Annotated in this window: 22 protein-coding genes; 10 read left to right on the top strand and 12 right to left on the bottom strand. The window is 55.3% G+C overall.

The genetic code is table 11. The features are described 5' to 3' along the window. Positions 1-27 precede the first annotated feature (27 nt). Positions 28-699 (top strand): peptide-methionine (S)-S-oxide reductase MsrA, encoded by a 672-nt coding sequence (msrA, locus tag I9187_RS00420; protein ID WP_171234640.1) that lies wholly within the window; start codon positions 28-30, stop codon positions 697-699. On the opposite strand, the gene I9187_RS00415 is transcribed toward msrA, so the two are convergent. Together I9187_RS00415 and I9187_RS00410 are read right to left on the bottom strand one after the other, a co-directional pair. Further along, positions 696-1568, bottom strand: coding sequence for a ribokinase (locus tag I9187_RS00415; RefSeq protein WP_171178668.1), 873 nt, complete (start codon positions 1566-1568; stop codon positions 696-698). The two genes, msrA and I9187_RS00415, sit on opposite strands and share 4 nt — an antisense overlap. Before the next feature lie 3 nt (positions 1569-1571). Next, entirely contained in the window at positions 1572-3827 is a 2256-nt protein-coding gene (locus I9187_RS00410) for an NADP-dependent malic enzyme (RefSeq protein ID WP_171178670.1), read from the bottom strand. A gap of 163 nt (positions 3828-3990) precedes the next feature. Here I9187_RS00410 and mutS point away from each other — a divergent pair, with 163 nt between their 5' ends. Continuing rightward, positions 3991-6606, top strand: coding sequence for a DNA mismatch repair protein MutS (mutS, locus tag I9187_RS00405; RefSeq protein ID WP_171727704.1), 2616 nt, complete (start codon positions 3991-3993; stop codon positions 6604-6606). A gap of 59 nt (positions 6607-6665) precedes the next feature. Here the strand turns inward: mutS and I9187_RS00400 are convergent, their stop codons facing one another. Both I9187_RS00400 and hrcA read right to left on the bottom strand, forming a co-directional pair. After that, positions 6666-7229, bottom strand: coding sequence for a nucleotide exchange factor GrpE (locus I9187_RS00400; protein ID WP_171178672.1), 564 nt, complete (start codon positions 7227-7229; stop codon positions 6666-6668). A gap of 10 nt (positions 7230-7239) precedes the next feature. Further along, positions 7240-8304: a heat-inducible transcriptional repressor HrcA gene (gene hrcA / locus I9187_RS00395; protein ID WP_209940035.1), complete on the bottom strand. Its 1065-nt coding sequence runs from the start codon at positions 8302-8304 to the stop codon at positions 7240-7242. A gap of 112 nt (positions 8305-8416) precedes the next feature. Here hrcA and rph point away from each other — a divergent pair, with 112 nt between their 5' ends. Genes rph through I9187_RS00375 form a run of 4 tightly spaced genes read left to right on the top strand, consistent with a single transcriptional unit; the run spans position 8417 to position 11241 of the window. Next, positions 8417-9130 (top strand): ribonuclease PH, encoded by a 714-nt coding sequence (rph, locus tag I9187_RS00390; RefSeq protein WP_170655392.1) that lies wholly within the window; start codon positions 8417-8419, stop codon positions 9128-9130. Then, positions 9127-9741 carry an RdgB/HAM1 family non-canonical purine NTP pyrophosphatase gene (gene rdgB / locus I9187_RS00385; protein ID WP_171178676.1) on the top strand — a complete coding sequence of 205 codons (615 nt, stop codon included), beginning with the start codon at positions 9127-9129 and terminating at the stop codon, positions 9739-9741. Before rph ends, rdgB begins: the two co-directional genes overlap by 4 nt. Then, positions 9731-10885, top strand: a complete 1155-nt coding sequence (gene hemW, locus I9187_RS00380) for a radical SAM family heme chaperone HemW (RefSeq protein ID WP_209940034.1) — start codon at positions 9731-9733, stop codon at positions 10883-10885. Before rdgB ends, hemW begins: the two co-directional genes overlap by 11 nt. A gap of 2 nt (positions 10886-10887) precedes the next feature. After that, positions 10888-11241 (top strand): YbaN family protein, encoded by a 354-nt coding sequence (locus I9187_RS00375; RefSeq protein WP_171178680.1) that lies wholly within the window; start codon positions 10888-10890, stop codon positions 11239-11241. Here I9187_RS00375 and I9187_RS00370 read toward each other — a convergent pair. The 7 genes from I9187_RS00370 to I9187_RS00340 all read right to left on the bottom strand — a co-directional run bounded on the left by I9187_RS00370 (position 11231) and on the right by I9187_RS00340 (position 18603). Further along, positions 11231-12127, bottom strand: a complete 897-nt coding sequence (locus I9187_RS00370; protein ID WP_209509325.1) for a ParB/RepB/Spo0J family partition protein — start codon at positions 12125-12127, stop codon at positions 11231-11233. The genes I9187_RS00375 and I9187_RS00370 overlap by 11 nt on opposite strands. A 20-nt stretch (positions 12128-12147) precedes the next feature. Then, positions 12148-12951 carry an AAA family ATPase gene (locus tag I9187_RS00365; protein ID WP_171178684.1) on the bottom strand — a complete coding sequence of 268 codons (804 nt, stop codon included), beginning with the start codon at positions 12949-12951 and terminating at the stop codon, positions 12148-12150. Beyond that, the gene (gene rsmG, locus I9187_RS00360) at positions 12944-13564 is read right to left on the bottom strand and encodes a 16S rRNA (guanine(527)-N(7))-methyltransferase RsmG (protein WP_171178686.1); all 621 of its coding nucleotides are present in this window, start codon (positions 13562-13564) and stop codon (positions 12944-12946) included. The genes I9187_RS00365 and rsmG overlap by 8 nt, the downstream gene beginning before the upstream one ends. Continuing rightward, positions 13561-15429 (bottom strand): tRNA uridine-5-carboxymethylaminomethyl(34) synthesis enzyme MnmG, encoded by a 1869-nt coding sequence (gene mnmG, locus I9187_RS00355; protein ID WP_171178688.1) that lies wholly within the window; start codon positions 15427-15429, stop codon positions 13561-13563. The genes rsmG and mnmG overlap by 4 nt, the downstream gene beginning before the upstream one ends. A 12-nt stretch (positions 15430-15441) precedes the next feature. Further along, positions 15442-16728, bottom strand: coding sequence for a tRNA uridine-5-carboxymethylaminomethyl(34) synthesis GTPase MnmE (mnmE, locus tag I9187_RS00350; RefSeq protein WP_171178690.1), 1287 nt, complete (start codon positions 16726-16728; stop codon positions 15442-15444). Positions 16729-16759: 31 nt separating this feature from the next. After that, on the bottom strand, positions 16760-18031 hold the full coding sequence (gene rho, locus I9187_RS00345) for a transcription termination factor Rho (protein WP_171178692.1): 1272 nt from the start codon (positions 18029-18031) through the stop codon (positions 16760-16762). Between the two features lie 122 nt (positions 18032-18153). After that, entirely contained in the window at positions 18154-18603 is a 450-nt protein-coding gene (locus I9187_RS00340) for a CopD family protein (protein ID WP_171178694.1), read from the bottom strand. Positions 18604-19008: 405 nt separating this feature from the next. On the opposite strand from I9187_RS00340, the gene I9187_RS00335 reads away from it, so the two are divergent. From I9187_RS00335 to dnaQ, 4 genes are read left to right on the top strand one after another with little or no spacing between them, the layout of a single operon-like run. Next, positions 19009-19608 carry a nucleoside triphosphate pyrophosphatase gene (locus I9187_RS00335; RefSeq protein ID WP_171237890.1) on the top strand — a complete coding sequence of 200 codons (600 nt, stop codon included), beginning with the start codon at positions 19009-19011 and terminating at the stop codon, positions 19606-19608. Beyond that, positions 19605-20438: a shikimate dehydrogenase gene (locus I9187_RS00330; RefSeq protein ID WP_171178698.1), complete on the top strand. Its 834-nt coding sequence runs from the start codon at positions 19605-19607 to the stop codon at positions 20436-20438. Before I9187_RS00335 ends, I9187_RS00330 begins: the two co-directional genes overlap by 4 nt. Next, positions 20435-21028 (top strand): dephospho-CoA kinase, encoded by a 594-nt coding sequence (gene coaE / locus I9187_RS00325; protein ID WP_171178700.1) that lies wholly within the window; start codon positions 20435-20437, stop codon positions 21026-21028. Before I9187_RS00330 ends, coaE begins: the two co-directional genes overlap by 4 nt. Beyond that, positions 21021-21743, top strand: a complete 723-nt coding sequence (dnaQ, locus tag I9187_RS00320) for a DNA polymerase III subunit epsilon (RefSeq protein WP_171178702.1) — start codon at positions 21021-21023, stop codon at positions 21741-21743. Before coaE ends, dnaQ begins: the two co-directional genes overlap by 8 nt. Positions 21744-21767: 24 nt before the next feature. On the opposite strand, the gene secB is transcribed toward dnaQ, so the two are convergent. Beyond that, positions 21768-22268 carry a protein-export chaperone SecB gene (secB, locus tag I9187_RS00315; RefSeq protein WP_171092779.1) on the bottom strand — a complete coding sequence of 167 codons (501 nt, stop codon included), beginning with the start codon at positions 22266-22268 and terminating at the stop codon, positions 21768-21770. Between the last annotated feature and the right edge of the window lie 38 nt (positions 22269-22306).

Raw genomic sequence — 22306 nt, 5'->3', positions numbered from 1 at the left:
CACCTTGGTCGTGAAAGGAGACCTGACATGACACGGACTGCTTACCTCGACACGCTTAAACCAGCCCTTCTGTTCACGCTGATCGCCTTGGCAGCGATGTTGCGTGCTTTACCTGCGCCGGCGGCCGGAACAGAAACACTGACAGTAGCCGGAGGATGTTTCTGGTGCGTTGAATCTGATTTTGAGTCTGTCCCCGGCGTCATCGAGGCTGTTTCAGGCTATACCGGCGGCAAGTCAGCTAATCCCACTTATGATCAGGTCTCAAAAGGAGGAACCGGCCATTATGAAGCGGTTCAGATCACGTTCAATCCAGTTCAAATCTCACGGGAAACGCTTCTGAACATGTTCTTCCGCTCGGTCGACCCCACAGATGCCGGAGGTCAGTTCTGCGATCGCGGTGATAGCTATCGCACTGCGATTTTCGTCTCTAACACAGGGGAAAAAGCTTTGGCCGAGAAAGCAAAAGCAGATGCGCAGCGGGCCCTGGGCCAGACAGTGGTAACGCCGATCCTGAGCGAAGGAACTTTTTACCCAGCCGAGGCGTATCATCAGGATTACTACAAGGGGAACAAACTGATTTTGACCCGCTTCGGGCCGAAGCGACAGCACAGCGCATACAAAGCTTACCGCAAAGCCTGCGGCCGTGACGCGCGCGTCAAACAGCTTTGGGGTACTGACGCGCCGTTTGTTGGATCTTAGTCAAAGGACGCGTCGCGCACCTCTTTCAAATCGGGGATAACATCAGCCGTTCCGTGCCGCGTGACCATCAGGGCCGCGGCGCGGTTTGCTTGCAGAATAGCCTGTTCCATCGGCATTCCACGATCCATTCCTGCCAGTACATAGCCGGTGAAGGTATCGCCTGCCCCTGTTGTATCCACCGCTTGCACCTTATGTGCCGCAAACTCGACCGGTTCGCTGCCCTGCTGTAAATACCGCGCGCCCTTTGAGCCCAGCGTGACGATGACGTGCCGCACTGGCAAATCAGCGGCGCTTAAGCCGGTTTCCTGACGCAATTGTTCAGCTTCGACCTCGTTGAGGATCAGGAAATCCAGATAGGGAAGAACCGCCTTCACAGCCTCTGCCTGAAACGGCGCTGCGGCGTAACACACGGTTAGCCCCAGCCGGTGCCCCAACTGCGCAGCTTCCACTTGTGCGTTGGTTTCATTCTGAAGGATCAGCAGATCGCCCGTGTTTGCTGAGGATAGCGCTTGTCCCAGATCACTGACCTCTAACGCATGATTGGCACCGGGATACAGGATGATCAGATTCTCGCCCTCAGCATCCACCGCAATGATCGCGTGTCCGGTTGGCAAATCGACCTCTGAGATAAAGCGTGTATCCACGCCATATTCCGTCAATCGATCCTTCGCCCAGCGCCCATCCTGGCCAACAGCACCGATATGGCTGACGCGCGATCCGGCCCGAGCCGCAGCCACCGACATGTTGGCCCCCTTGCCGCCCAGAAACCGATCCAGTCCAAGGGCGGCCAGAGTTTCCCCCGGCGCAGGCAGATGCGGCAGGTCATAGACCATATCCGCGTTGATCGAGCCGAGGTTCCAGATTGTCATGTCTTATCCGATGTCGCACGAGGCCAGAATGGCCATGTTTAGAATGTCATTGGCGGTCGCAACGGTCGAACAGATTTGAATCGGTTTGTCGATGCCTGACAGAATCGGACCAATTACAGTTGCACCACCCATTTCTTGCATCAATTTGGTCGAGATGGAGGCCGAGTGCCGCGCCGGAACAATCAGAATGTTCGCCGGACCGGTCAGACGCTGGAAGGGATAGGTAGCCTGCTGATCAACGTTCAACGCCACATCCACGGTCATCTCGCCTTCGTATTCAAAGTCAACACCGCGCTGGTCCAGCACCGTCGGAGCCACGTGCATCTTTTCGGCCCGTTCGGACACCGGGTAACCAAAAGTCGAGAAGCTGACGAAGGCCACCCGGGGCTCCAGGCCCATGTGACGCGCAACCGCAGCCGATCGTTCAGCAATGTTTGCCAGGTCATTCTCATCCGGCCATTCATGAACCAGCGTATCGCCAATCAGAACAATCCGGCCCTTGTGCAAAAGGGCGGTCACACCAGCGGCCCCACGCGCTGCATCGGCATCAAACACGTGGTTGATCCGATCCATCACATGCGCCGATTTGCGCGTCGCACCCGTAACCAGCCCATCCCCATGGCCATGGGCCAGCATCAATGATGAAAACACGTGCCGATCCCGCGCGGCGAGGCGGTGAATGTCCTTTCGGTCGAAACCCTTGCGCTGCAAACGGTCGTAGAGGAAATTCGAATAGCTCTCGAGATGCGTTGTGTTGGCGGCATTCACAACCTCCAGCTCACGCACAGCGTCACCCAAGCCCGCTTCTTCCAGCTTGGCCCTGACCTCATCGGCGCGACCGACCACCAGCGCCTTTCCGAAGCCGGATCGTTGGTACATGACCGCAGCGCGCAGCACCCTTGGATCATCACCTTCGGCAAAGATCATCCGGCTTTGTGCCTGACGCGCACGGGCGTTCAAACCGCGCAGGATGCTTGCGGTCGGATCCATGCGGGATTTCAGGCTCAGCTCATAGGCATCCATGTCGATGATCGGGCGCCGCGCCGCACCGGTGTCCATCCCGGCCTTGGCAACGGCTGGCGGGATACGGTGGATCAGACGTGGGTCGAACGGTGTCGGGATGATATAGTCGCGCCCGAAGGTCAGAGATTTGCCATAGGCCATCGCGACCTCGTCCGGCACATCCTCGCGCGCCAGATTAGCCAACGCATGGGCGCAGGCAATTTTCATTTCGTCATTGATAGCGCGCGCATGGATGTCCAATGCGCCCCGGAACAGATAGGGGAAGCCAAGTACGTTATTGACCTGATTGGGATAATCGCTGCGCCCGGTGGCGACGATGGCATCAACGCGGACTTCGTGTGCTTCTTCCGGAGTGATCTCGGGGTCAGGGTTCGCCATCGCAAAGATCACTGGGTTGTCCGCCATGCTGGCGACCATCTCTTGCGTGACCGCACCCTTGACCGACACGCCCAGGAACACATCCGCGCCCTTCATCGCATCTTCCAGCGTACGCAAATCTGTAGAGATGGCATGCGCGGACTTCCATTGGTTCATACCCTCTGTACGGCCCTGATAGATCACGCCTTTGGTGTCGCACACGATGCAGTTCTCGTGCCGCGCGCCCATCGCCTTGAGCAACTCGATACAGGCGATCCCTGCCGCACCCGCACCGTTCAGGACAATCTTTACATCCTCGATCTTCTTACCCGAGATTCGCAGTGCGTTCAGCAAACCCGCCGCGCAGATCACCGCCGTGCCATGTTGGTCATCGTGGAAGACTGGGATATCCATCTCTTCCTTCAGGCGCTGCTCGATGATGAAGCATTCAGGTGCTTTGATGTCTTCCAGGTTGATCCCGCCAAAGGTGGGGCCCATCAGGCGTACCGCACGGCAGAACTCATCCGGGTCTTCGGTGTCCAGTTCGATATCGATCGAGTTCACATCAGCGAACCGCTTGAACAGGACGGATTTCCCTTCCATTACCGGCTTCGAGCCCAGCGCGCCAAGATTGCCCAGGCCCAATACGGCGGTACCGTTCGAGATCACGGCGACCAGATTACCTTTGTTGGTATAGTCATACGCGGTTTCGGGCGCTTCGGCGATGGCTTCACATGGAACAGCAACACCGGGGCTATAAGCCAGCGACAGATCACGCTGCGTGGTCATGGGCACGGTGGCTTGCACCTCCCACTTGCCGGGGGTCGGGTCCAGGTGAAAGGCCAGTGCTTCTTCTTTGGTGATCTTCGCTTTGGGCATGGAATTGGTCGTTTCTTTACAACTGCGGGACCTTCGCCTCATAGCGCAGGCAACCGCGCGCCTCAACGAGAATACGTTTTCACCTTTCGCAGCAGATGGGGGATTTGTAAGGTCGCGCCCGGAATACGCCAAAAGGGGGCCGCTTTTGTCCACAGTCACGCCGATGATGGCGCAATATCTCGAGATCAAAGAGGCCCACGCCGATGCCCTGCTGTTTTATCGCATGGGCGATTTCTACGAGATGTTCTTTGAAGATGCCGTCAATGCCGCCGAAGCGCTGGACATCGCCCTAACCAAACGCGGCAAGCACAATGGAAATGATATTCCAATGTGCGGCGTGCCAGTGCACGCAGCCGAAGGGTATTTGCTTACACTGATCCGCAAAGGCTTTCGTGTCGCTGTCTGCGAACAGATGGAAAGCCCTGCGGAAGCGAAGAAAAGAGGCTCTAAATCAGTCGTAAAGCGGGACGTCGTGCGTCTAGTGACGCCCGGCACACTGACCGAAGACGCCCTGCTGGAAGCCCGCCGCCACAACTTTCTGGCTGCCTATGCCGAGGTTCGGGATGAGGCCGCCTTGGCCTGGGCCGATATCTCGACCGGCGCGTTTCACGTGATGCCTCTGACCTCGATTCGGCTCAGCCCGGAACTGGCACGGCTGGCCCCGTCCGAGTTGATCGTGGCCGACGGTGTTCAAGACAAGCTTAGTGAGCCGGTTCGGGATCTGGGGATTTCTCTGACGCCTGTGGGACGTGCCAGTTTTGACAGCACAGCAGCGGAAAAGCGCATATGCGGCTTGTTTCACGTCGGTGCGCTGGATGCGTTCGGGACTTTCGGTCGCGCCGAAGTTTCGGCGATGGGCGCACTGATCGATTACCTTGAGATCACGCAAAAGGGCAAATTACCCCTGCTGCAAACCCCTCTCAAAGAATCAGAAGACCGCGTCGTCCAAATTGACGCCGCAACACGCCGCAATCTGGAACTGACACGGTCGCTCTCTGGTGGGCGCGCCGGGTCTTTGTTGTCCGTGGTCGATCGCACCGTAACACCCGGCGGCGCGCGGTTGCTGGAACAGCGCCTGTCCAACCCGTCCCGAAATCTGGACGTGATCCATGCGCGCCTGGATGCGGTAAGCTTCGCAACTGAGGACAGCCTGATTGCGTCAGACCTGCGTGAAGCGCTACGCAAAACACCGGATCTGGACCGCGCCTTGTCACGCTTGTCGTTGGACCGAGGTGGTCCGCGCGATCTGGCTGCCATCCGTAACGGGTTGGCGCAAGCGGCCACGATTGCCAGTTTGTGCAGTGTCCAAGAGTTGCCAGTACTGTTGTCAACCGCCGTCCAAAACCTGACTGGGTTTGACGATCTCTTGACCCTTCTGGACGAAGCGCTTGTTGCGGAACCACCTCTGCTGGCACGTGACGGCGGCTTCATCGCCCCCGGTTTCGAAGTTGAACTGGACGAAGCCCGTACCCTGCGCGACGAAGGCCGCTCGGTTATCGCCGGCTTTCAACAGAAATACGCGGAACACACGGGTATCGCCTCGCTTAAGATAAAGCACAATAATGTGCTGGGGTACTTCATCGAAACCACAGCGACCCATGCCGAGAAAATGCTGAACCCGCCGTTCAGCGAAACCTATATCCACCGTCAGACCACCGCCAATCAGGTGCGTTTCACCACCGTCGAACTGTCAGAGATCGAAACCCGTATCCTGAACGCAAGGAATCTGGCGCTTGAGATTGAAAAGCGGCTCTATCAAAGGCTTTCTGATGAGGTTTTGACCCTTGCAGCACAGCTTAATCAAGCTGCCCGCGGGCTGGCAGAGCTGGATTTAACCACTGCCCTCGCCGATCTGGCACGCGGGGAAAACTGGTGTCGCCCACATGTGGACACATCACGTGCGTTCAACGTGCACGGCGGTCGACATCCGGTCGTTGAGCACGCCTTACGGCAGCAAAGCGGCGATGCCTTTGTCGCCAACGACTGCGATCTAAGCGCGGATGACGGCGCGGCCATATGGTTACTGACCGGCCCCAACATGGCTGGTAAATCAACCTTCCTGCGCCAAAACGCCCTGATAGCCCTGCTTGCCCAAATGGGCAGCTACGTGCCTGCTGAACAGGCCCATATCGGCGTTGTCAGTCAATTGTTCAGCCGGGTCGGTGCATCCGATGACCTGGCCCGGGGTCGCTCGACCTTTATGGTGGAAATGGTCGAAACCGCTGCAATTCTCAATCAGGCCGATGATCGCGCACTGGTCATTCTCGATGAAATTGGCCGCGGCACCGCCACTTATGACGGCCTCTCGATCGCGTGGGCTACGCTTGAACATCTACATGCATCCAACAAATGCCGCGCTCTGTTCGCAACTCATTACCACGAACTCACCGCTTTGGCCGGTAAACTGGAAGGCGTGGATAACGCAACCGTTGCGGTCAAAGAATGGGAAGGCGAAGTGATCTTCCTGCACGAGGTCCACAAGGGCGCCGCCGACCGCTCCTATGGTGTGCAAGTTGCCCAGCTTGCCGGATTGCCTGCATCAGTCGTCGAACGCGCTCGCGTGGTACTGAATCAATTGGAAAAAACCGAACGGGAAGGCGGTAAACAAAAGGCTCTGATCGACGATCTGCCTTTGTTTTCTGCAGCATCACCGCCACCGCCGCCCTCAACCAAAGCATCTCCTGTCACAGATATGTTGAGCGACGTCCTGCCCGACGAACTCACCCCACGCGAAGCGCTCGACCTGATTTACAAACTGAAAGAGGCGGCCAATTCCTGACCGCCCCTTCTTCTTGTTGATAAATACGGCCGCCAGAGGCTTGGCCTCTTCGAGGCCAACTAGTTCGAAGGTGTTGACGACACCCCAACCTGCGCCGGACGCAGCAAGCGGTCGTGCAACATGAAACCTTCGGCAGACACCTGAATGATGTCGCCGGCTTTTGTGCCGGGCACCGGTGCCTCAAACATCGCCTCATGCACATTAGGATCAAAGCGGTCGCCAACCTCAGGTGTGATCACCTCAATCCCGTGCTTCTGGAACACATCCTTCAGCGCGCGCATGGTCAATTCAACGCCTTCCAGCAGGCCAGCAGCAACTTCTTTCTGCTCATCCGTCGCTGCCTCAAGCGCGCGCTTCATGTTGTCGTAAACCGGCAGCATGTCCCGTGCCAGCTTGGAACCGCCATATTGTTCCGCATCGCGACGCGCCTTGTCGCCACGCTTGCGTGCATTCTCGGCATCTGCCAGCGCGCGCATGAACTTGTCTTTATAATCGTCCCGCTCAGCGCGCAACTCATCCAATTCCAGCGCTTCGTCGCTGATCTCTGCAAACTCCTCGGCCAGCTCTTCCGCTTCCGCAGACATGATATCGTCCAGAAAATCTTCGTTCTTCGGCTCTGCCATCTCTTACCCTCTAGCTCCGGTCGGATATCAGCTTGCCGACCAGTTGCGCCGTATAATCCACGATCGGTACGATCCGTCCATAATTCAGACGCGTTGGCCCGATGATCCCGACCGCACCGATTATCTTACGATCAGCGTTCATATATGGAGACACCACCAAAGAGGAACCCGAAAGTGAGAAAAGTTTGTTCTCAGACCCAATAAAAATGCGCACACCTTCGCCATCTTCGGTCAATTCAAGGAATTCAGCGATGTCCCGCTTACGCTCCAGATCATCAAACAGGGTCCGAATCCGATCAAGTTCTTCGGCCCGACCCGGTTCGTTCAAAAGATTCGCCCGTCCACGCACGATCAAACGGGCCGAGTCGCTGCCATCTCCGTCCCAGACGGCCATTCCACTTTCCACCATCTCACGCGCCAGAACGTCGATCTCTTGCTTGCGTGCATCAATCTGCGTCTGCATCTGCCGACGCACTTCGCTGAGTGTCCGCCCCTCGATGAGCGCATTAAGGAAGTTCGCAGCCTCACGCATCGAGCTTGGGGTTTGTCCGGGCGGCGGGGTGAACAGGCGGTTTTCCACATGACCATCCAAGAAAACCAGCACTACCAAAGCCCGATCATGACCCAGTGATACGAATTCAATATGTTTGATTTCCGATTCATGCTTGGGCGTTAAAACCAGCGAGGCGCCTTGTGTCACGTGTGACAAAGCCGAGCCCACACGATCGAGCATTCCGCCAACATCGCCTGTGTTAGAGCCTAAAGTTTGTTCTAATTTCTCGCGATCATCCGCGCCCAAGTCTCCGACTTCAAGCAATCCGTCCACAAACATCCGCAGACCTTGCTGCGTTGGAATTCGACCAGCGCTGATGTGGGGGCTGTCCAGAAGACCCAGAAACTCCAGATCTTGCATCACATTGCGAACGGTCGCTGCGCTCACCTTTTCGGACAAGGTGCGCGTTAAAGTGCGACTGCCGACAGGCTCACCGCTTTCCAGATAGCTCTCGACAATCAAACGGAACACTTCGCGAGACCGGTCGTTCATCTCATCCAGAATTTTGCTTGCTTCGCTCATGCGTCTTCCCCTGCTCGTTCGTCATTAAATCGCAGGCAAATGAAAGGTCAATCGGGGTTGCATCGTAATGCTGCGGGGCGTTATCCCCAACCCAGCAAACAAAGGAATTCCGATGCGACCCTCTGGAAGAGATTTAAGCGAAATGCGCGCCGTTTCAATCGAAACGGGGTTCACCAAACATGCCGAAGGTTCCTGCCTGATAAAAATGGGCGACACTCATGTGCTGTGCACCGCAACGATCGAAGATCGCGTGCCGCCCTTTATCAAAGGCTCCGGCTTGGGCTGGGTCACGGCTGAGTACGGTATGCTGCCTCGCGCCACCAACACTCGGATGCGGCGCGAAGCCGCCAGCGGCAAGCAAGGCGGTCGCACCGTGGAAATCCAGCGCCTGATCGGCCGCGCCCTACGCGCTGGTGTGGATCGGGTCGCGCTGGGTGAGCGTCAGATCACCGTGGACTGCGACGTGATCCAAGCCGACGGCGGCACCCGCTGCGCCTCGATCACCGGCGGTTGGGTGGCCCTGCGGCTGGCTGTGAACAAGCTGATGAAAGCGGGCGATGTTATCTCTGACCCCCTAGTGGACCCGGTAGCAGCTGTGTCTTGCGGAATTTACGCCGGTCAACCGGTTCTGGATCTGGATTACCCGGAAGACAGCGAAGCCGGCGTCGACGGCAACTTCATCATGACCGGATCCGGCAAACTAATCGAAGTGCAGATGAGCGCCGAAGGCTCGGTCTTCAGCCGCGCTCAGATGGATCAGCTGATGGATCTGGCCGAAAAGGGCGTCGGCGAACTGGCAGCTGCGCAAAAGGCCGCTACAGCATGACCCGCAAGTTCGACGGGGACAGGCTGCTGGTCGCCACCCATAACAAAGGCAAGCTCGAGGAGATGGCGCATCTCCTTGAGCCTTTTGGCGTCACTGTTGTGGGTGCTGGGGACATGAACCTGCCCGAGCCGGAAGAGACTGAGGACACATTTGTCGGTAACGCCCGGATCAAGGCCCATGCCGCCGCCAAAGCCACCGGCCTGCCTGCCCTGTCGGACGATTCCGGGATCACCATCGACGCGCTGGATGGCGCGCCGGGAGTTTACACCGCCGACTGGGCGGAAACGGCAAATGGTCGTGATTTCCTAATGGCCATGAATCGCGCACATAATGAGTTGGAGGCTAAAAAAGCCCCTCTCCCGCGCACTGCGCAATTCCGTTGTACACTGGTCCTGGCCTGGCCCGACGGACATGACGAGGTGTTCGAAGGCATCGTCCCGGGCCACCTGGTCTGGCCGATCCGCGGCAAGGACGGATTCGGCTATGACCCGATGTTTGTTCCGGACGGGCACGACATTACCTTTGCCGAAATGGATCGCTGGGAAAAGAACAAGATCAGCCACCGCGGCCGCGCGGTTGAGAAGTTCGTGAAAGGCTGCTTTGGCGGATGATTGGCGCAACGGGGGCTTTGGCCTGTACGTGCATTGGCCTTTTTGCGAGGCCAAATGCCCCTATTGCGACTTCAACAGCCATGTCTCGAAGAAAATTGACCAAGAAAGATGGCTTGCAGCTTATCTGAGCGAGCTGCGCCGCTCTGCCTCTGAAACGCCGGGTCGGGTACTGAACACGATTTTCTTTGGGGGCGGCACCCCGTCTCTGATGGACCCGGAAACCGTTTCTTCCGTGATTGATGAGGCGCGCGCGCTTTGGCACCCATCCAATGACATGGAAATCACTCTCGAGGCCAACCCCGGCTCGGTTGAAGCAGGTCGGTTTGCAGCTTATCGAGATGCCGGCGTAAACCGAATTTCGATGGGCGTTCAGGCGCTGAATGACGACGATCTACGGCGTCTGGGCCGCATTCATACTGTTGCCGAGGCCCAAGCCGCCTTTGAAATCGCACGGACCTGCTTTGATCGTGTCAGTTTTGACCTGATCTATGCCAGACAGCACCAAACACCTGAAGCCTGGCGCGCGGAACTGAGCGAAGCCCTGTCGATGGCCGTGGACCACCTGTCGCTGTACCAATTGACGATTGAAGACGGAACTGCCTTTGGCGATCGCTATGCCGTTGGAAAACTGCGTGGGTTGCCCGAAGATGACAGCGCCGCCGACATGTATCTGATCACGCAGGACATTTGCGAAGCGCACGGTTTGCCCGCTTATGAAGTGTCCAATCACGCGCGCACGGGGGCTGAGTCGCAACACAATCTGATCTACTGGCGATACGGTGATTATATTGGCATTGGTCCCGGCGCCCATGGGAGGCTTACGCTTAACGAAGAAAAATACGCAACCGAGACCTATCTGAATCCACAGCGCTGGCTTGACGCTGCAGAGCGTGGGGGTGGAGAGAAAGGACGAACAACACTGTCCCTTGAAGACCAGGCGAGCGAATACCTTATGATGGGGATGCGAATTTCGGAAGGACTAGATATTGATCGGTGGGAGCTCTTAGCAGGCCGAAAACTCTCGGAAGACACGGTTGATCATCTGATCGGGATCAAAATGATTGAACATGAAAACGGCAGACTTCGGGCAACATCAGATGGTCGCGCTGTACTGAACGCCGTCATTCGGGAGCTTTTGAGCTAGCCATGCATTACCTTTGGGCCGGACTGGGATTGTTATGTGTTGCGCTGGCAATGGTTGGGGTTGTCCTACCCCTTTTGCCAACCGTCCCATTTCTGCTATTGGCTGCGTTTTTCTTTGCCCGATCTTCTTCGCGTTTGCACACTTGGTTGTTGACCCATCAACTGTTCGGACCGCTGATACAAGATTGGCAAAGCTCAGGCGCAATCCGCCCTAGTGCAAAAAGGGCGGCAACTGTTTCAGTCGCCGCCGTTTTTGGAATCTCAATTTGGATGTCCGCCCCGGTTTTCGTTTTGGCCATTCAAGCTGTCGTTCTGGGGGGTGTTTTGATCTTTATCTGGACGCGACCTAACGGCTGAGCTTAGCGCACAGATCATCAAGCTGATCCAAGTTCTCATATGTTAGGACAACCTGACCCGTCTCTGTTCCAGCCTTGTGATTGATCGAGACTTTCATCGCCAGAATTGCAGATAGATCTTTTTCCAAAGCGCGCGTATCGGCATCCTTGCCCGCATCCAGATTTCTGGACCGCGGTGCAGCGCGTTCGGCGTCACCTTGTTGCTGCTTCTTGACCAAAGCTTCGGTTGCGCGCACCGAAAGCCCCTCTTTGACGATCTGCTTCGCCAATTCCGATGGGTTTTCGGCCGTAATCAGGGCTCTTGCATGTCCTGCAAATATTTTTCCTTCAATAACAAGGGCTTGAACATCCATTGGCAAGGACAAAAGACGCAGAAGGTTTGCAATGTGGCTGCGGCTTTTACCCAAAGCTTCAGCCAGCTTTTCCTGCGTATGGCCGAAACGATCCATCAGTTGCTTGTACCCAGCGGCCTCTTCCACCGCGTTCAGGTCCGCGCGCTGGATGTTTTCGATTATCGCAACTTCCAGAACTTCGGTGTCGTCAAAATCCCGCACGATGACAGGGATATCATGCAGCTGCGCCATTTGCGCTGCCCGCCAACGACGCTCCCCTGCAACGATTTCGTATTCATCAGCTCCGGTCGACCGGACAATCAGAGGCTGGATAATACCCTTTTCCTTGACCGAGGCGGCCAATTCGTCCAGCTGTTCGGGCAGGAATGTGCGGCGCGGCTGATTGGGATTGGCCTTTAGCTTCTCAATTGGAACCTTAAGATCGGGCCGACGCACTTCGGACTGTGCCCGCCCTTCCGTTTCGGTATTTACGTCCGCCATAAGAGCGGACAGCCCGCGCCCCAACCCTCTGGATTTTGTTTTTTTGGCGCTCATGTCGCCCTCCTCATTTCCGCCTACGCAGCGGTTTTATTGTTCTTGTGCATGATCTCGCGGGCCAGATGCCGATAAGCCATCGCGCCAAGCGAACCCGAATCATATTGCAACACTGGCAGCGCATATGACGGAGCCTCGCTGACTCGCACATTTCTGGGTATCTTTGTCTTAAAGACCATCTCACCCAAATTGTCACGCGCATCCTTTTCAACCTGACGGGACAAGTTGTTGCGGTTGTCATACATGGTCAACACAACACCTTCGATTCTCAGATCAGGATTTGCTGTTTGCCGAACCTCTCGGATCGTCAGCATCAGTTGAGAAAGACCTTCTAAAGCAAAGAATTCACTTTGCAGCGGCACAAGGACTGAATGCGCCGCCACCATTGCATTGACGGTCAACAGGTTCAAAGACGGCGGGCAATCGATAAGGATGAAATCAAGGTTGAAAGCATCAACCGCAGTCTGCCTCAATGCATCGTGCAACAAATAACTGCGCTTTTCATTGGATATCAATTCAATGTCGGCAGAACTCAGATCAACGGTTGCCGGAACAACCATAAGGTTTTCTATTTCCGTCTCTTGAACAACGGCCTCTAACGGAGCGTCGTCAAGGATGAGGTCATAGGTTGTCCAATCCCGATCCTCTACACCCAATCCGGTGGACGCATTCCCTTGAGGATCAAGATCAACCACCAAAACCCGGCAACCGGATTCCGCAAGCCCTGCTGCAAGATTGATTGCCGTCGTTGTTTTCCCCACTCCGCCCTTCTGATTGGCGACCGCAATAATCCGAGGTCCTGAAGGTCGGGACAGATCAACCACGTGATACTCCTTTGATTTTAAGGATAACGGCCTGAGGTTCAGTTAAACTTGTAATCGGCTCGACGTCGAAATTCCATTCTTCTTGCGCCTCTGACAGTTCTTTTTTCCAGGTTGCGCCTTTGGGCAACAAAGCTGTTCCCGTTTTACTTAAATGCCTGTCGCAAAAGGACAATAATACCCGCAACTCTGCCAGGGCACGAGCCGAAAGGACATCTGCATCCAAAGGATCAACACTTTCGATTCGCTTCGAAATCACCTTGCATTTGATTTCACATTCCCGCGCTACATTGCGTAAGAAGGCAGACTTCCTTTGATCACTTTCAACGAAAGTAAATCGTGAGTCTGGTGAATGATCAGCCGCGATCAAGGCGCATACCATTCCCGGAAATCCGCCTCCACTGCCTATATCCACCCAGCTTTTGTATTGACCAGCACATCTATAAACTTGCACGGAGTCGAGGATATGGCGATCCCAGATGTGTTCCAGACTACTTCGGGACACTAGATTGATTTTAGGATTCCAGCGATTTACGAGATCAACGTAGGTTTTCAAACGCTTGAATGTTTCACGTGAAACATTTAGCCGCTCAAATGCCGAATAACCAGCGCTCATGCCCGTCGCGCCCTGTCTTCGCGGCGTAGCTTCGCAAGTACAAGTGTCAGCGCGGCAGGTGTTACCCCCTCGACTCGACTTGCTTGGGCTATGTTCGAAGGCTTCGCCTGCGATAGCTTATGCTTCATCTCGGAAGATAAGCCATCTAAAGAGGAATAGTCGAAGTCGCGAGGGATAACATAAGATTCATCCCGCTTCATCGCCTCCACATCTCGCTTCTGGCGCGCAATGTAGTTTGCATAAAGCGCGTCACGCTCAATCTGAAGTCGGATTTTTTGATCCACATCTTGTAGATCCGGGATCAATGGTAACAGATTGTCGAAAGATACGTCCGGAAATGCCAAGATCGCCATCCCGTCGCGGCGATTGCCATCTTGGTTGACGTTAATTCCGGCCGACAGCACCTGTTTCGGTGTGTATGTACGCTCTGCCAGCTTAGCCTTTACCGCATCGAGCTGGTCCATTTTGTCTTTGAAGTGCGCCTCACGATCGGACCCAACGCATCCAATATCCATGCCAATCGGCGTCAAGCGCTGGTCTGCATTATCAGCACGTAAGGAAAGCCGGAATTCCGCACGTGATGTAAACATCCGATAAGGTTCAGCCACACCGCGTGTTGTAAGGTCATCTACCATGACCCCGATATAGCTGTCAGATCTTGTGAAGTGCACAGGATCACGGCCTTGCACTTCAAGCGCTGCATTGAGCCCGGCAACCATACCCTGCGCGGCGGCCTCTTCGTATCCTGTGGTTCCATTGATCTGACCAGCCAAGTACAACCCCGGAATTTCTGGCAGAGACAGTGTCGCGGTTAGAACACGAGGATCTACGTAGTCATACTCAATGGCATATCCTGGTTGCAGAATCTCTGCTTTTTCAAGGCCTTTGATGGATCGTACATACTGCAGTTGGACGTCCTGAGGAAGTGAGGTTGAAATACCGTTAGGATAGATCGTGTGATCATTCACTCCTTCGGGTTCCAGGAAGATCTGATGGGATTCCTTGTCTGCAAATCTTACAATCTTATCCTCAATAGACGGGCAATACCGAGGGCCTATACCATCAATATGGCCACCGTACATCGCTGACTTTGAAAGATTGGCCTCGATGATCTCATGTGTTTGTGCGTTGGTATGCGTTATTCCACAGGAGATCTGCGGTGCGACCACGTCTGTCGACAGAAATGAGAATAGTGTTGGCTCTTCGTCCCCGTCTTGACGCTCTAGATCGGACCAGTCAATTGTCCGCCCATCCAAACGAGGCGGCGTACCTGTCTTCAAGCGTCCCAGCGGCAAATCATAACTATCCAAACGTTCGGCAAGCTTGATAGAAGGGCGATCTCCCATCCGCCCACCAGGTCGTGAGACGTCACCGATATGAATGACTCCGCGCAGAAATGTCCCAGATGTCAGTATGACTGCCTGCCCGGAAATCTCTGATCCATCCGCAAGCAAAACGCCGGAAACACGCGGCCCGTTCATAAGAAAGTCGACAACTTCACCGACGATAACGGACAGATTGTTCTGGTTTTGCGTTTCTTTTTGCATCGCCGCCCGGTAAAGCGCTCGATCCGCTTGTGTTCTGGGGCCCTGTACTGCAGGTCCTTTACGACGATTCAACAAACGAAACTGAATGCCGGCTTGATCCGCAACACGCCCCATAACGCCGTCAAGAGCATCAATCTCACGAACCAAATGGCCTTTCCCCAAGCCACCAATTGCCGGATTACAGGACATTACACCAATGTCCGATGCGGACAGGGTTACCAAAGCAGTATTGGCACCCATCCTTGCAGAGGCATGAGCAGCCTCTGTCCCGGCGTGCCCAGCACCAATAACGATGACATCAAACTTCGAATGTTTCACGTGAAACACTCCTTACTTTCCCAAACAGAAGCTAGAGAAGATTTCATCCAGCAGTGTTTCGACATCTATTCTGCCCACCAGCGATTCAAGTGCCCTTATGGCGGTTCGTAATTCTTCCGCGGCGATATCATACATCTCTGGACCTGATTCCAGAACCGGGATTGCCGATTGGAGAGAAGTCAGTGCCCCATTGATTGCAACCCGATGTCGTTCCCGCGTTGCAATACCATGGGTGGTAGTTCTTTCACAAAGGACATACGAAATCTGGTTTACAAGCGCGTCAATCCCCTGCCCTGTTTTACCAGAAACGCCGAGACTATTTTCACTTCGAAGATCAGCTTTCGGCAAAACATGAATATCACCTGCCTGCATCCCAACCCCCAGGTCTTCGGGTGTATCTGACAGGAAAACACGCAGGTCGGCGGCCTCCGCTCTGCTGCGCGCCAACTTGATACCCAAGTTTTCAACATGATCCTCAGTTTCACGCAACCCGGCCGTATCCAGCAAAGTCACAGGTAAACCAGCCAGATCCATCCGAACTTCGATCACGTCCCGCGTGGTTCCAGCGTATTCCGAAGTGATGGCGGCGTCTCGACCTGCCAAAGCGTTCAGAAGAGTGGACTTTCCTGCGTTCGGAAGCCCAACAATTGCAACTTCAAACCCCGTGCGTATACGTTCAGCGATTTTTACTCCTTCTGCCTCACGGCGAAGGTCTGACAAGACACCAGTGATCAATTCGCGAACTTCAGGCGTTACATCCGTTGGAACCTCTTCATCGGCAAAGTCGATGACAGCTTCCAGCAAAGACGCAGCGCGGATCAAATCCCGGCGCCACCGTTCTGCCAGTATGCCCAGCTCACCAGCCAGAATTGTTTGCGCTTGTTTGCGTTGCGCCTCGGTTTCGGCATCAATCAAATCGGCCAGGCCTTCGACCTGCGTCAGATCCATCTTGCCATTCTCAAGCGCTCGGCGTGTGAACTCGCCCGGCTCCGCGATGCGCAGCCCTTCAGTATCCGACAAACATTGCAATACCGCGTTGACGGATGCTGTACTGCCATGAATCTGAAGCTCTGCCACATCCTCTCCGGTGAAACTGGCCGGGGCCTGGAACGTAAGAACCAAGCCATCGTCAAGACGCGCACCACCCTGATCCCGCAATGTGCGCAGAACCATGCCACGTTCAGGCAGCGTGCCACCTGTCAGCCGCGCCGCCGCAGAGTGCGAGTCCGGCCCTGAGAGGCGGATGACCGCCACCCCAGCTTTGCCTTGCGCGCTGGCCAGGGCAAATATCGTATCCATGAATAGCCCCCGCGTCAGTACCGGTTCGGCGTCAGGTGTTCATTGAATCGAAGAATTCCGAGTTCGTCTTGGTCTGCTTCAACTTGGATAGCAGGAACTCGATTGCATCGGTCGTGCCCATCGGGTTGAGGATGCGGCGCAGAACGAAGGTCTTAGCCAGATCGCCCTTGTCGACCAGCAGGTCCTCTTTCCGGGTACCGGACTTGAGGATGTCGATGGCCGGGAACACACGTTTATCAGCGATTTTACGATCCAGAACGATTTCCGAGTTACCGGTGCCTTTGAATTCTTCAAAGATCACCTCGTCCATCCGGCTACCAGTGTCGATCAGCGCGGTGGCGATGATGGTCAGCGATCCACCCTCTTCAATGTTCCGTGCCGCACCAAAGAACCGCTTGGGCCGTTGCAGAGCGTTGGCGTCCACACCACCGGTCAGAACTTTACCCGAGGATGGGACCACAGTGTTAAAGGCCCTACCAAGTCTTGTGATCGAGTCGAGAAGAATAACAACATCTCGTTTATGTTCGACCAAACGCTTGGCCTTTTCGATCACCATCTCGGACACGGCCACGTGGCGTGTTGCGGGCTCGTCAAAGGTCGAGGACACAACCTCACCCTTCACCGAGCGCTGCATGTCGGTCACCTCTTCCGGGCGTTCGTCGATCAGAAGGACGATCAGGTAACACTCTGGATGGTTCTGTTCGATTGAATGCGCGATGTTCTGCAGGATGACCGTCTTACCGGTCCGCGGAGGCGCCACGATCAGCGAGCGCTGGCCTTTACCGATCGGCGACACAAGGTCGATCACACGGGCCGACTTGTCTTTGATGGTCGGATCCTCGATCTCCATCTTCAGACGCTCATCTGGGTACAGAGGCGTCAGGTTGTCGAACAGGATCTTGTGCTTGGCCTTTTCAGGATCTTCAAAGTTGATCTTGGTGACCTTGGTCAGCGCAAAGTAACGCTCATTATCATCAGGTGCCTTAATCTCACCCTCAACAGTATCTCCGGTGCGCAGCGAGTGTTGACGGATCATATCGGGCGAGACATAGATATCGTCGGGACCTGGCAGATAGTTCGCCTCGGGCGAGCGCAGGAAACCGAAACCGTCCTGCAGCACCTCAAGCACACCATCACCGCCAACGGTCCAGCCCTCATCCGCGCGTTCGCGCAGAATCTGGAACATCATCTCGCCTTTCCGCATGGTCGAGGCGTTTTCGATCTCCAGTTCTTCGGCCATCGCCAGAAGGTCTTTGGGGCTTTTGGCCTTCAGGTCGGCCAGATTAAGGGCGTCAGTTGTCATGATATATACCTTCACCGCGATCAGCGCGGCACGAAGTGAAATTTCAGTACGGAAGATACGCCGCCCGGACGGGCGAGTTGTCCCCTACATAAGCGCGACTGCTTTCGGAGTCAAACAGCCCGTCAGAACTTCAGAATGACCGCCAGAACGATGATAACCATCAAAACGGTCGGAACCTCGTTCATCATACGATACTGCCGCCCAGTGAGCTTATTTCGGCCTTCCAGGAAATCCTTGCGACGCGCCATCAACCAGTGATGGAACCAGGTCATACCGATCACGGCTGCACCTTTGATCCAAGGCCAGGACCAATCCCATCCAACAATACCCGGTGTGAACACCATGATCAGGCCGCACACCCAAGCCACGATCATCGCAGGGCGCATGATCACACGCAGCAGCTTTTCTTCCATTTCAAAGAAGATTTCTTGCGCCCCGTCGACAGCCTGAGCTTTTTCAACGTGATAGACGAACAAGCGTGGTAGATAGAACAGACCCGCCATCCATGAGATCACGGCCATGATATGGAGTGACTTCACCCACGGGTACAGCGTGAAAAGAAGATCAGTCATCTTGGCTCCGAGCGTTGTTCGGAACTCTCCCTAATAAAAAAATAAAGAAAGAGAAAGGAAGATGGTTTTGTAGGGATAACAATTTCCGTGGATTACTTTTTTACCCATGTGTTTTCCCCAGGTGGACAGAACTTTTTGATTTTCTAGTGATTCTGTTGAAACTTAATTTATAATAATAAAAACAGATACTTAAGTCTGTTACACCCAGGTAGCGTTTGGGGATAACTCTTTGGGTATCATGGGACAATCAGATTATCCCGGTATTCCAAGTTATCCTTGTCCTGGCTGGATTGGATTAGAGCGACTCGAGGATCTTTCACGCGAATTTCCTGGGGTTGCGTGTCAACCGTAAAACCATACAAAGCACCCCAGAGCTCTCATCGACTTTCACACGGGGTTTTCCACATGTCTGTCCCCATTCTTCTCGCCTCGGGATCTGCCATACGGGCACACTTGCTTGAGAACGCAGGCGTTCCATTCACGGTTCAAACCGCGCGCGTGGATGAAGAGACCGCCAAGCGCGCCTTGCTGGCTGAAAGCGCATCACCACGAGATATTGCCGACACGCTTGCGGAAATGAAAGCCCGCAAAGTCAGCGACAAGAATCCTGGCGCTATGGTGCTGGGGTGTGATCAGGTTCTGGATTTTGACGGTCAGCTGCTGTCAAAACCTGAAAACCCGGAACAAGCAGTGGCTCAGCTAAAAGCGATGCGCGGCAAACGGCACATGCTTTTGTCAGCGGCCGTGATCTATCAGGACGGTGAGCCGATCTGGCGGCATGTAGGACAGGTACGATTGCGGATGCGGGCCAGCTCTGATGCCTATCTGAAAGACTATGTCTCACGGAACTGGGACAGTATCCGCCATGCCGTCGGAGCATATAAGCTGGAAGAAGAAGGCGTCCGGTTGTTCGCCACCATTGACGGCGACTATTTTAATGTTTTGGGTATGCCATTGTTGGAGCTTCTCAATTTTCTGGCTGTCAAAGGGGTGATCGATCAATGACGGACTACCGGGTTCCTCTGGCCGGGGTGATCGGACATCCCATTGGGCATTCGCGTTCCCCGAAACTGCATGGCCATTGGCTGAAGACGTATGGTCTTGCCGGGCACTACATCCCAATGGATGTTGCCCCAGCCGATCTGGAAACCGTGCTACGTACGCTGCCCAAAGCCGGTTTTGTTGGGGCCAATGTAACTGTTCCCCACAAGGAAGCAGCGTTGAAGATCGCGGATCACGTGTCCGATCGCGCAACGGTGATTGGTGCTGCGAATACACTGGTGTTCCGCGAAGATGGCTCGATCCACGCAGATAACACTGATGGGTACGGGTTCATGGAAAACCTGCGCAGCGGTGCCCCCGACTGGAATGCCAAAGACGGCCCGGCTGTTGTGTTCGGGGCCGGAGGGGCAGCTCGCGCCGTTCTGCAAGCGTTGTCTGATGCAGGTGTGCCGGAAATCCTGTTGACCAATCGGACGCGCGCCCGTGCGGATCATCTGAAAGAGGAATTTGGTCAACGAATCCGCGTTGTAGATTGGGTTCAGGCCGGAAACGTCATCGAAAACGCGGAACTGGTGGTCAATACGACCTCATTGGGGATGCAGGGCCAGCCGGAATTGCGGGTTCCACTGGATGGGTTGCAGCCCGGTGCCGTGGTCACGGATCTGGTCTATGCTCCGTTTAAAACAAACCTTCTGAAAACTGCGGAAGAGGCAGGATGCACCACAGTCGACGGATTGGGCATGTTGCTGCACCAGGCGGTTCCTGGATTTGAACGGTGGTTCGGTGTGCGCCCTGAGGTGGACGCGGATACGCGCGCGGCTGCTTTGGCATGAGTTTTGCGCTGGGTCTGACTGGTTCCATTGGTATGGGGAAAAGCACCACGGCGCAGATGTTTGTCGAAGAAGGCTGCGCCCTGTGGGATGCGGACGCTGCTGTGCATCGGTTATACGCGCCCGGAGGTGCTGCAATTGAACCGATGCGTGCAGTTTTCCCTGCCGCTATTGTTGACGGAGCTGTAAGCCGGGACGCGTTAAAGCAGATCATTGCGAAGGACTCTGATGCGTTGAAAGCAATCGAAGCGATTGTGCATCCTCTGGTCGCGAAAGATCGCGCTGTATTTCGCGAAAACACAACAAGCGACATTCTGGTGTTCGACATACCCCTTCTTTTCGAAACAGGCGGAGACGCAGCCATGGACGCCGTCGCCTGCGTTTCGATCCCGGCGGATGAACAAAAGCGCCGTGTTATGGAACGGGGAACCATGTCCGAGGCGCAGTTCGAACAGATCCGCGCCAAGCAGATGCCGAATGCAGAGAAATGCGCGCGATCAGACTTCGTGATCGAAACAGACACGCTGGACCATGCCCGTCAGCAAGTGCAGGATGTGGTCAGGCAGATACGGGCGGGGATGAATCATGCGTGAGATCGTACTTGATACCGAAACCACCGGGTTCGATCCCGAAAGCGGCGACCGGATTGTTGAGATTGGTGCCGTAGAGCTGTGGAACCACGTCGCGACGGGTGAAACGTATCACGTCTATATCAACCCGGAACGCGGTATGCCGGATGAGGCGTTTGGCGTGCATGGCATCGGCCCGGATCTGTTGGACAACCCGCGTCCACCGGAAAAGGGTGAGGTGACGCTGAAAGACAAACCGGTGTTTGCCAAGGTGGGTCACGGGTTTCGTGAGTTTGTTGGGGATGCGCGGTTGGTGATCCACAACGCATCGTTCGACATGAAGTTCCTGAACGCTGAACTGAAGTGGATGGGCGCGCCGTTGATCCCGATTGAACAAGCACTGGATACGCTGGCAATCGCCCGCAAACGGTTTCCCGGCTCTCCGGCGTCTTTGGATGCGCTTTGCCGACGTTTCAATATCGACAATTCGAACCGTGTTCTGCATGGCGCTTTGCTCGACTCTGAAATTCTGGCCGAGGTTTATCTTGAGTTGATCGGTGGGCGGCAGCCTGATTTTGGCCTGTCAACATCCGCATCATCCGCATCCGGTGGCGGTGAAGACTGGCGGCCAATGTCGCGCGGCACACCGTTGCCTTCCCGGATCACCGAGGATGAGCGCGCAGCGCATGAGGCATTTGTAGAAAAGCTGGGCGAAAGCGCCCTGTGGACCCGCGCCTGATCCGATCAGGCGCGGGTCAAAGCCTTAGGCGTCGGTCTTTTCTGCCTGAGCGGCCTGACGACGCATTAATTCGTTGCGATACAGCGCGACGAAATCGATATTGTCCAGGTTCACCGGCGGGAAGCCGCCATCACGGGTGATGTCGCTGACAATGCGGCGCAGGAACGGGAACAGCATCCGGGGGCATTCGATCATCAGGAACGGGTGCATTTGATCTTCTGGCACACCTTCCACGTGGAACAGACCGCAATAGTCCAGCTCACACAGGAACAGCACATCATCCATGCCTTTGGCCTTGGATGTCAGGTTCAGCTTGATGGACACTTCGAACTGATGTTCAGCGCTGCGCTTTTTCGCGTCCAGGTTCACCTGAACAGCGATTTCCGGCTGCACGTCGCCTGACACACCCTTTTGCGCCATCACGTTTTCAAAGGACATATCACGGATGAACTGCCCCAGAACCCGCATCTGAACCTGCGGGGCGGCTTGGGCCGCAGTGTTTTCTGCAGCGTTTTCTTCGGCCATGGATCTACTCCAAAATTGAATTTCGCCACTGCTTAGCA

Source organism: Ruegeria sp. HKCCE4148 (genome assembly GCF_017872495.1).
Taxonomy (GTDB): Bacteria; Pseudomonadota; Alphaproteobacteria; order Rhodobacterales; family Rhodobacteraceae; genus Ruegeria.
The sequence above is the reverse complement of the archived record's forward strand: the minus strand, read 5'-3'. Positions and strand labels throughout refer to the sequence as shown.

Excerpts from the sequence above, each read along its gene's own strand:
- hrcA (WP_209940035.1), bottom strand. The coding sequence starts at position 8,304 with ATGAGCGAAGCAAGCAAAATTCTGGATGAGATGAACGACCGGTCTCGC.
- I9187_RS00375 (WP_171178680.1), top strand. The coding sequence starts at position 10,888 with ATGCATTACCTTTGGGCCGGACTGGGATTGTTATGTGTTGCGCTGGCA.
- secB (WP_171092779.1), bottom strand. The coding sequence starts at position 22,268 with ATGGCCGAAGAAAACGCTGCAGAAAACACTGCGGCCCAAGCCGCCCCG.
- mnmE (WP_171178690.1), bottom strand. The coding sequence starts at position 16,728 with ATGGATACGATATTTGCCCTGGCCAGCGCGCAAGGCAAAGCTGGGGTG.
- I9187_RS00370 (WP_209509325.1), bottom strand. The coding sequence starts at position 12,127 with ATGAGCGCCAAAAAAACAAAATCCAGAGGGTTGGGGCGCGGGCTGTCC.
- rph (WP_170655392.1), top strand. The coding sequence starts at position 8,417 with ATGCGACCCTCTGGAAGAGATTTAAGCGAAATGCGCGCCGTTTCAATC.
- rsmG (WP_171178686.1), bottom strand. The coding sequence starts at position 13,564 with ATGAGCGCTGGTTATTCGGCATTTGAGCGGCTAAATGTTTCACGTGAA.
- coaE (WP_171178700.1), top strand. The coding sequence starts at position 20,435 with ATGAGTTTTGCGCTGGGTCTGACTGGTTCCATTGGTATGGGGAAAAGC.
- msrA (WP_171234640.1), top strand. The coding sequence starts at position 28 with ATGACACGGACTGCTTACCTCGACACGCTTAAACCAGCCCTTCTGTTC.
- rdgB (WP_171178676.1), top strand. The coding sequence starts at position 9,127 with ATGACCCGCAAGTTCGACGGGGACAGGCTGCTGGTCGCCACCCATAAC.
- I9187_RS00415 (WP_171178668.1), bottom strand. The coding sequence starts at position 1,568 with ATGACAATCTGGAACCTCGGCTCGATCAACGCGGATATGGTCTATGAC.
- dnaQ (WP_171178702.1), top strand. The coding sequence starts at position 21,021 with ATGCGTGAGATCGTACTTGATACCGAAACCACCGGGTTCGATCCCGAA.
- mutS (WP_171727704.1), top strand. The coding sequence starts at position 3,991 with ATGATGGCGCAATATCTCGAGATCAAAGAGGCCCACGCCGATGCCCTG.
- rho (WP_171178692.1), bottom strand. The coding sequence starts at position 18,031 with ATGACAACTGACGCCCTTAATCTGGCCGACCTGAAGGCCAAAAGCCCC.
- I9187_RS00340 (WP_171178694.1), bottom strand. The coding sequence starts at position 18,603 with ATGACTGATCTTCTTTTCACGCTGTACCCGTGGGTGAAGTCACTCCAT.
- I9187_RS00330 (WP_171178698.1), top strand. The coding sequence starts at position 19,605 with ATGACGGACTACCGGGTTCCTCTGGCCGGGGTGATCGGACATCCCATT.
- I9187_RS00335 (WP_171237890.1), top strand. The coding sequence starts at position 19,009 with ATGTCTGTCCCCATTCTTCTCGCCTCGGGATCTGCCATACGGGCACAC.
- I9187_RS00410 (WP_171178670.1), bottom strand. The coding sequence starts at position 3,827 with ATGCCCAAAGCGAAGATCACCAAAGAAGAAGCACTGGCCTTTCACCTG.
- I9187_RS00400 (WP_171178672.1), bottom strand. The coding sequence starts at position 7,229 with ATGGCAGAGCCGAAGAACGAAGATTTTCTGGACGATATCATGTCTGCG.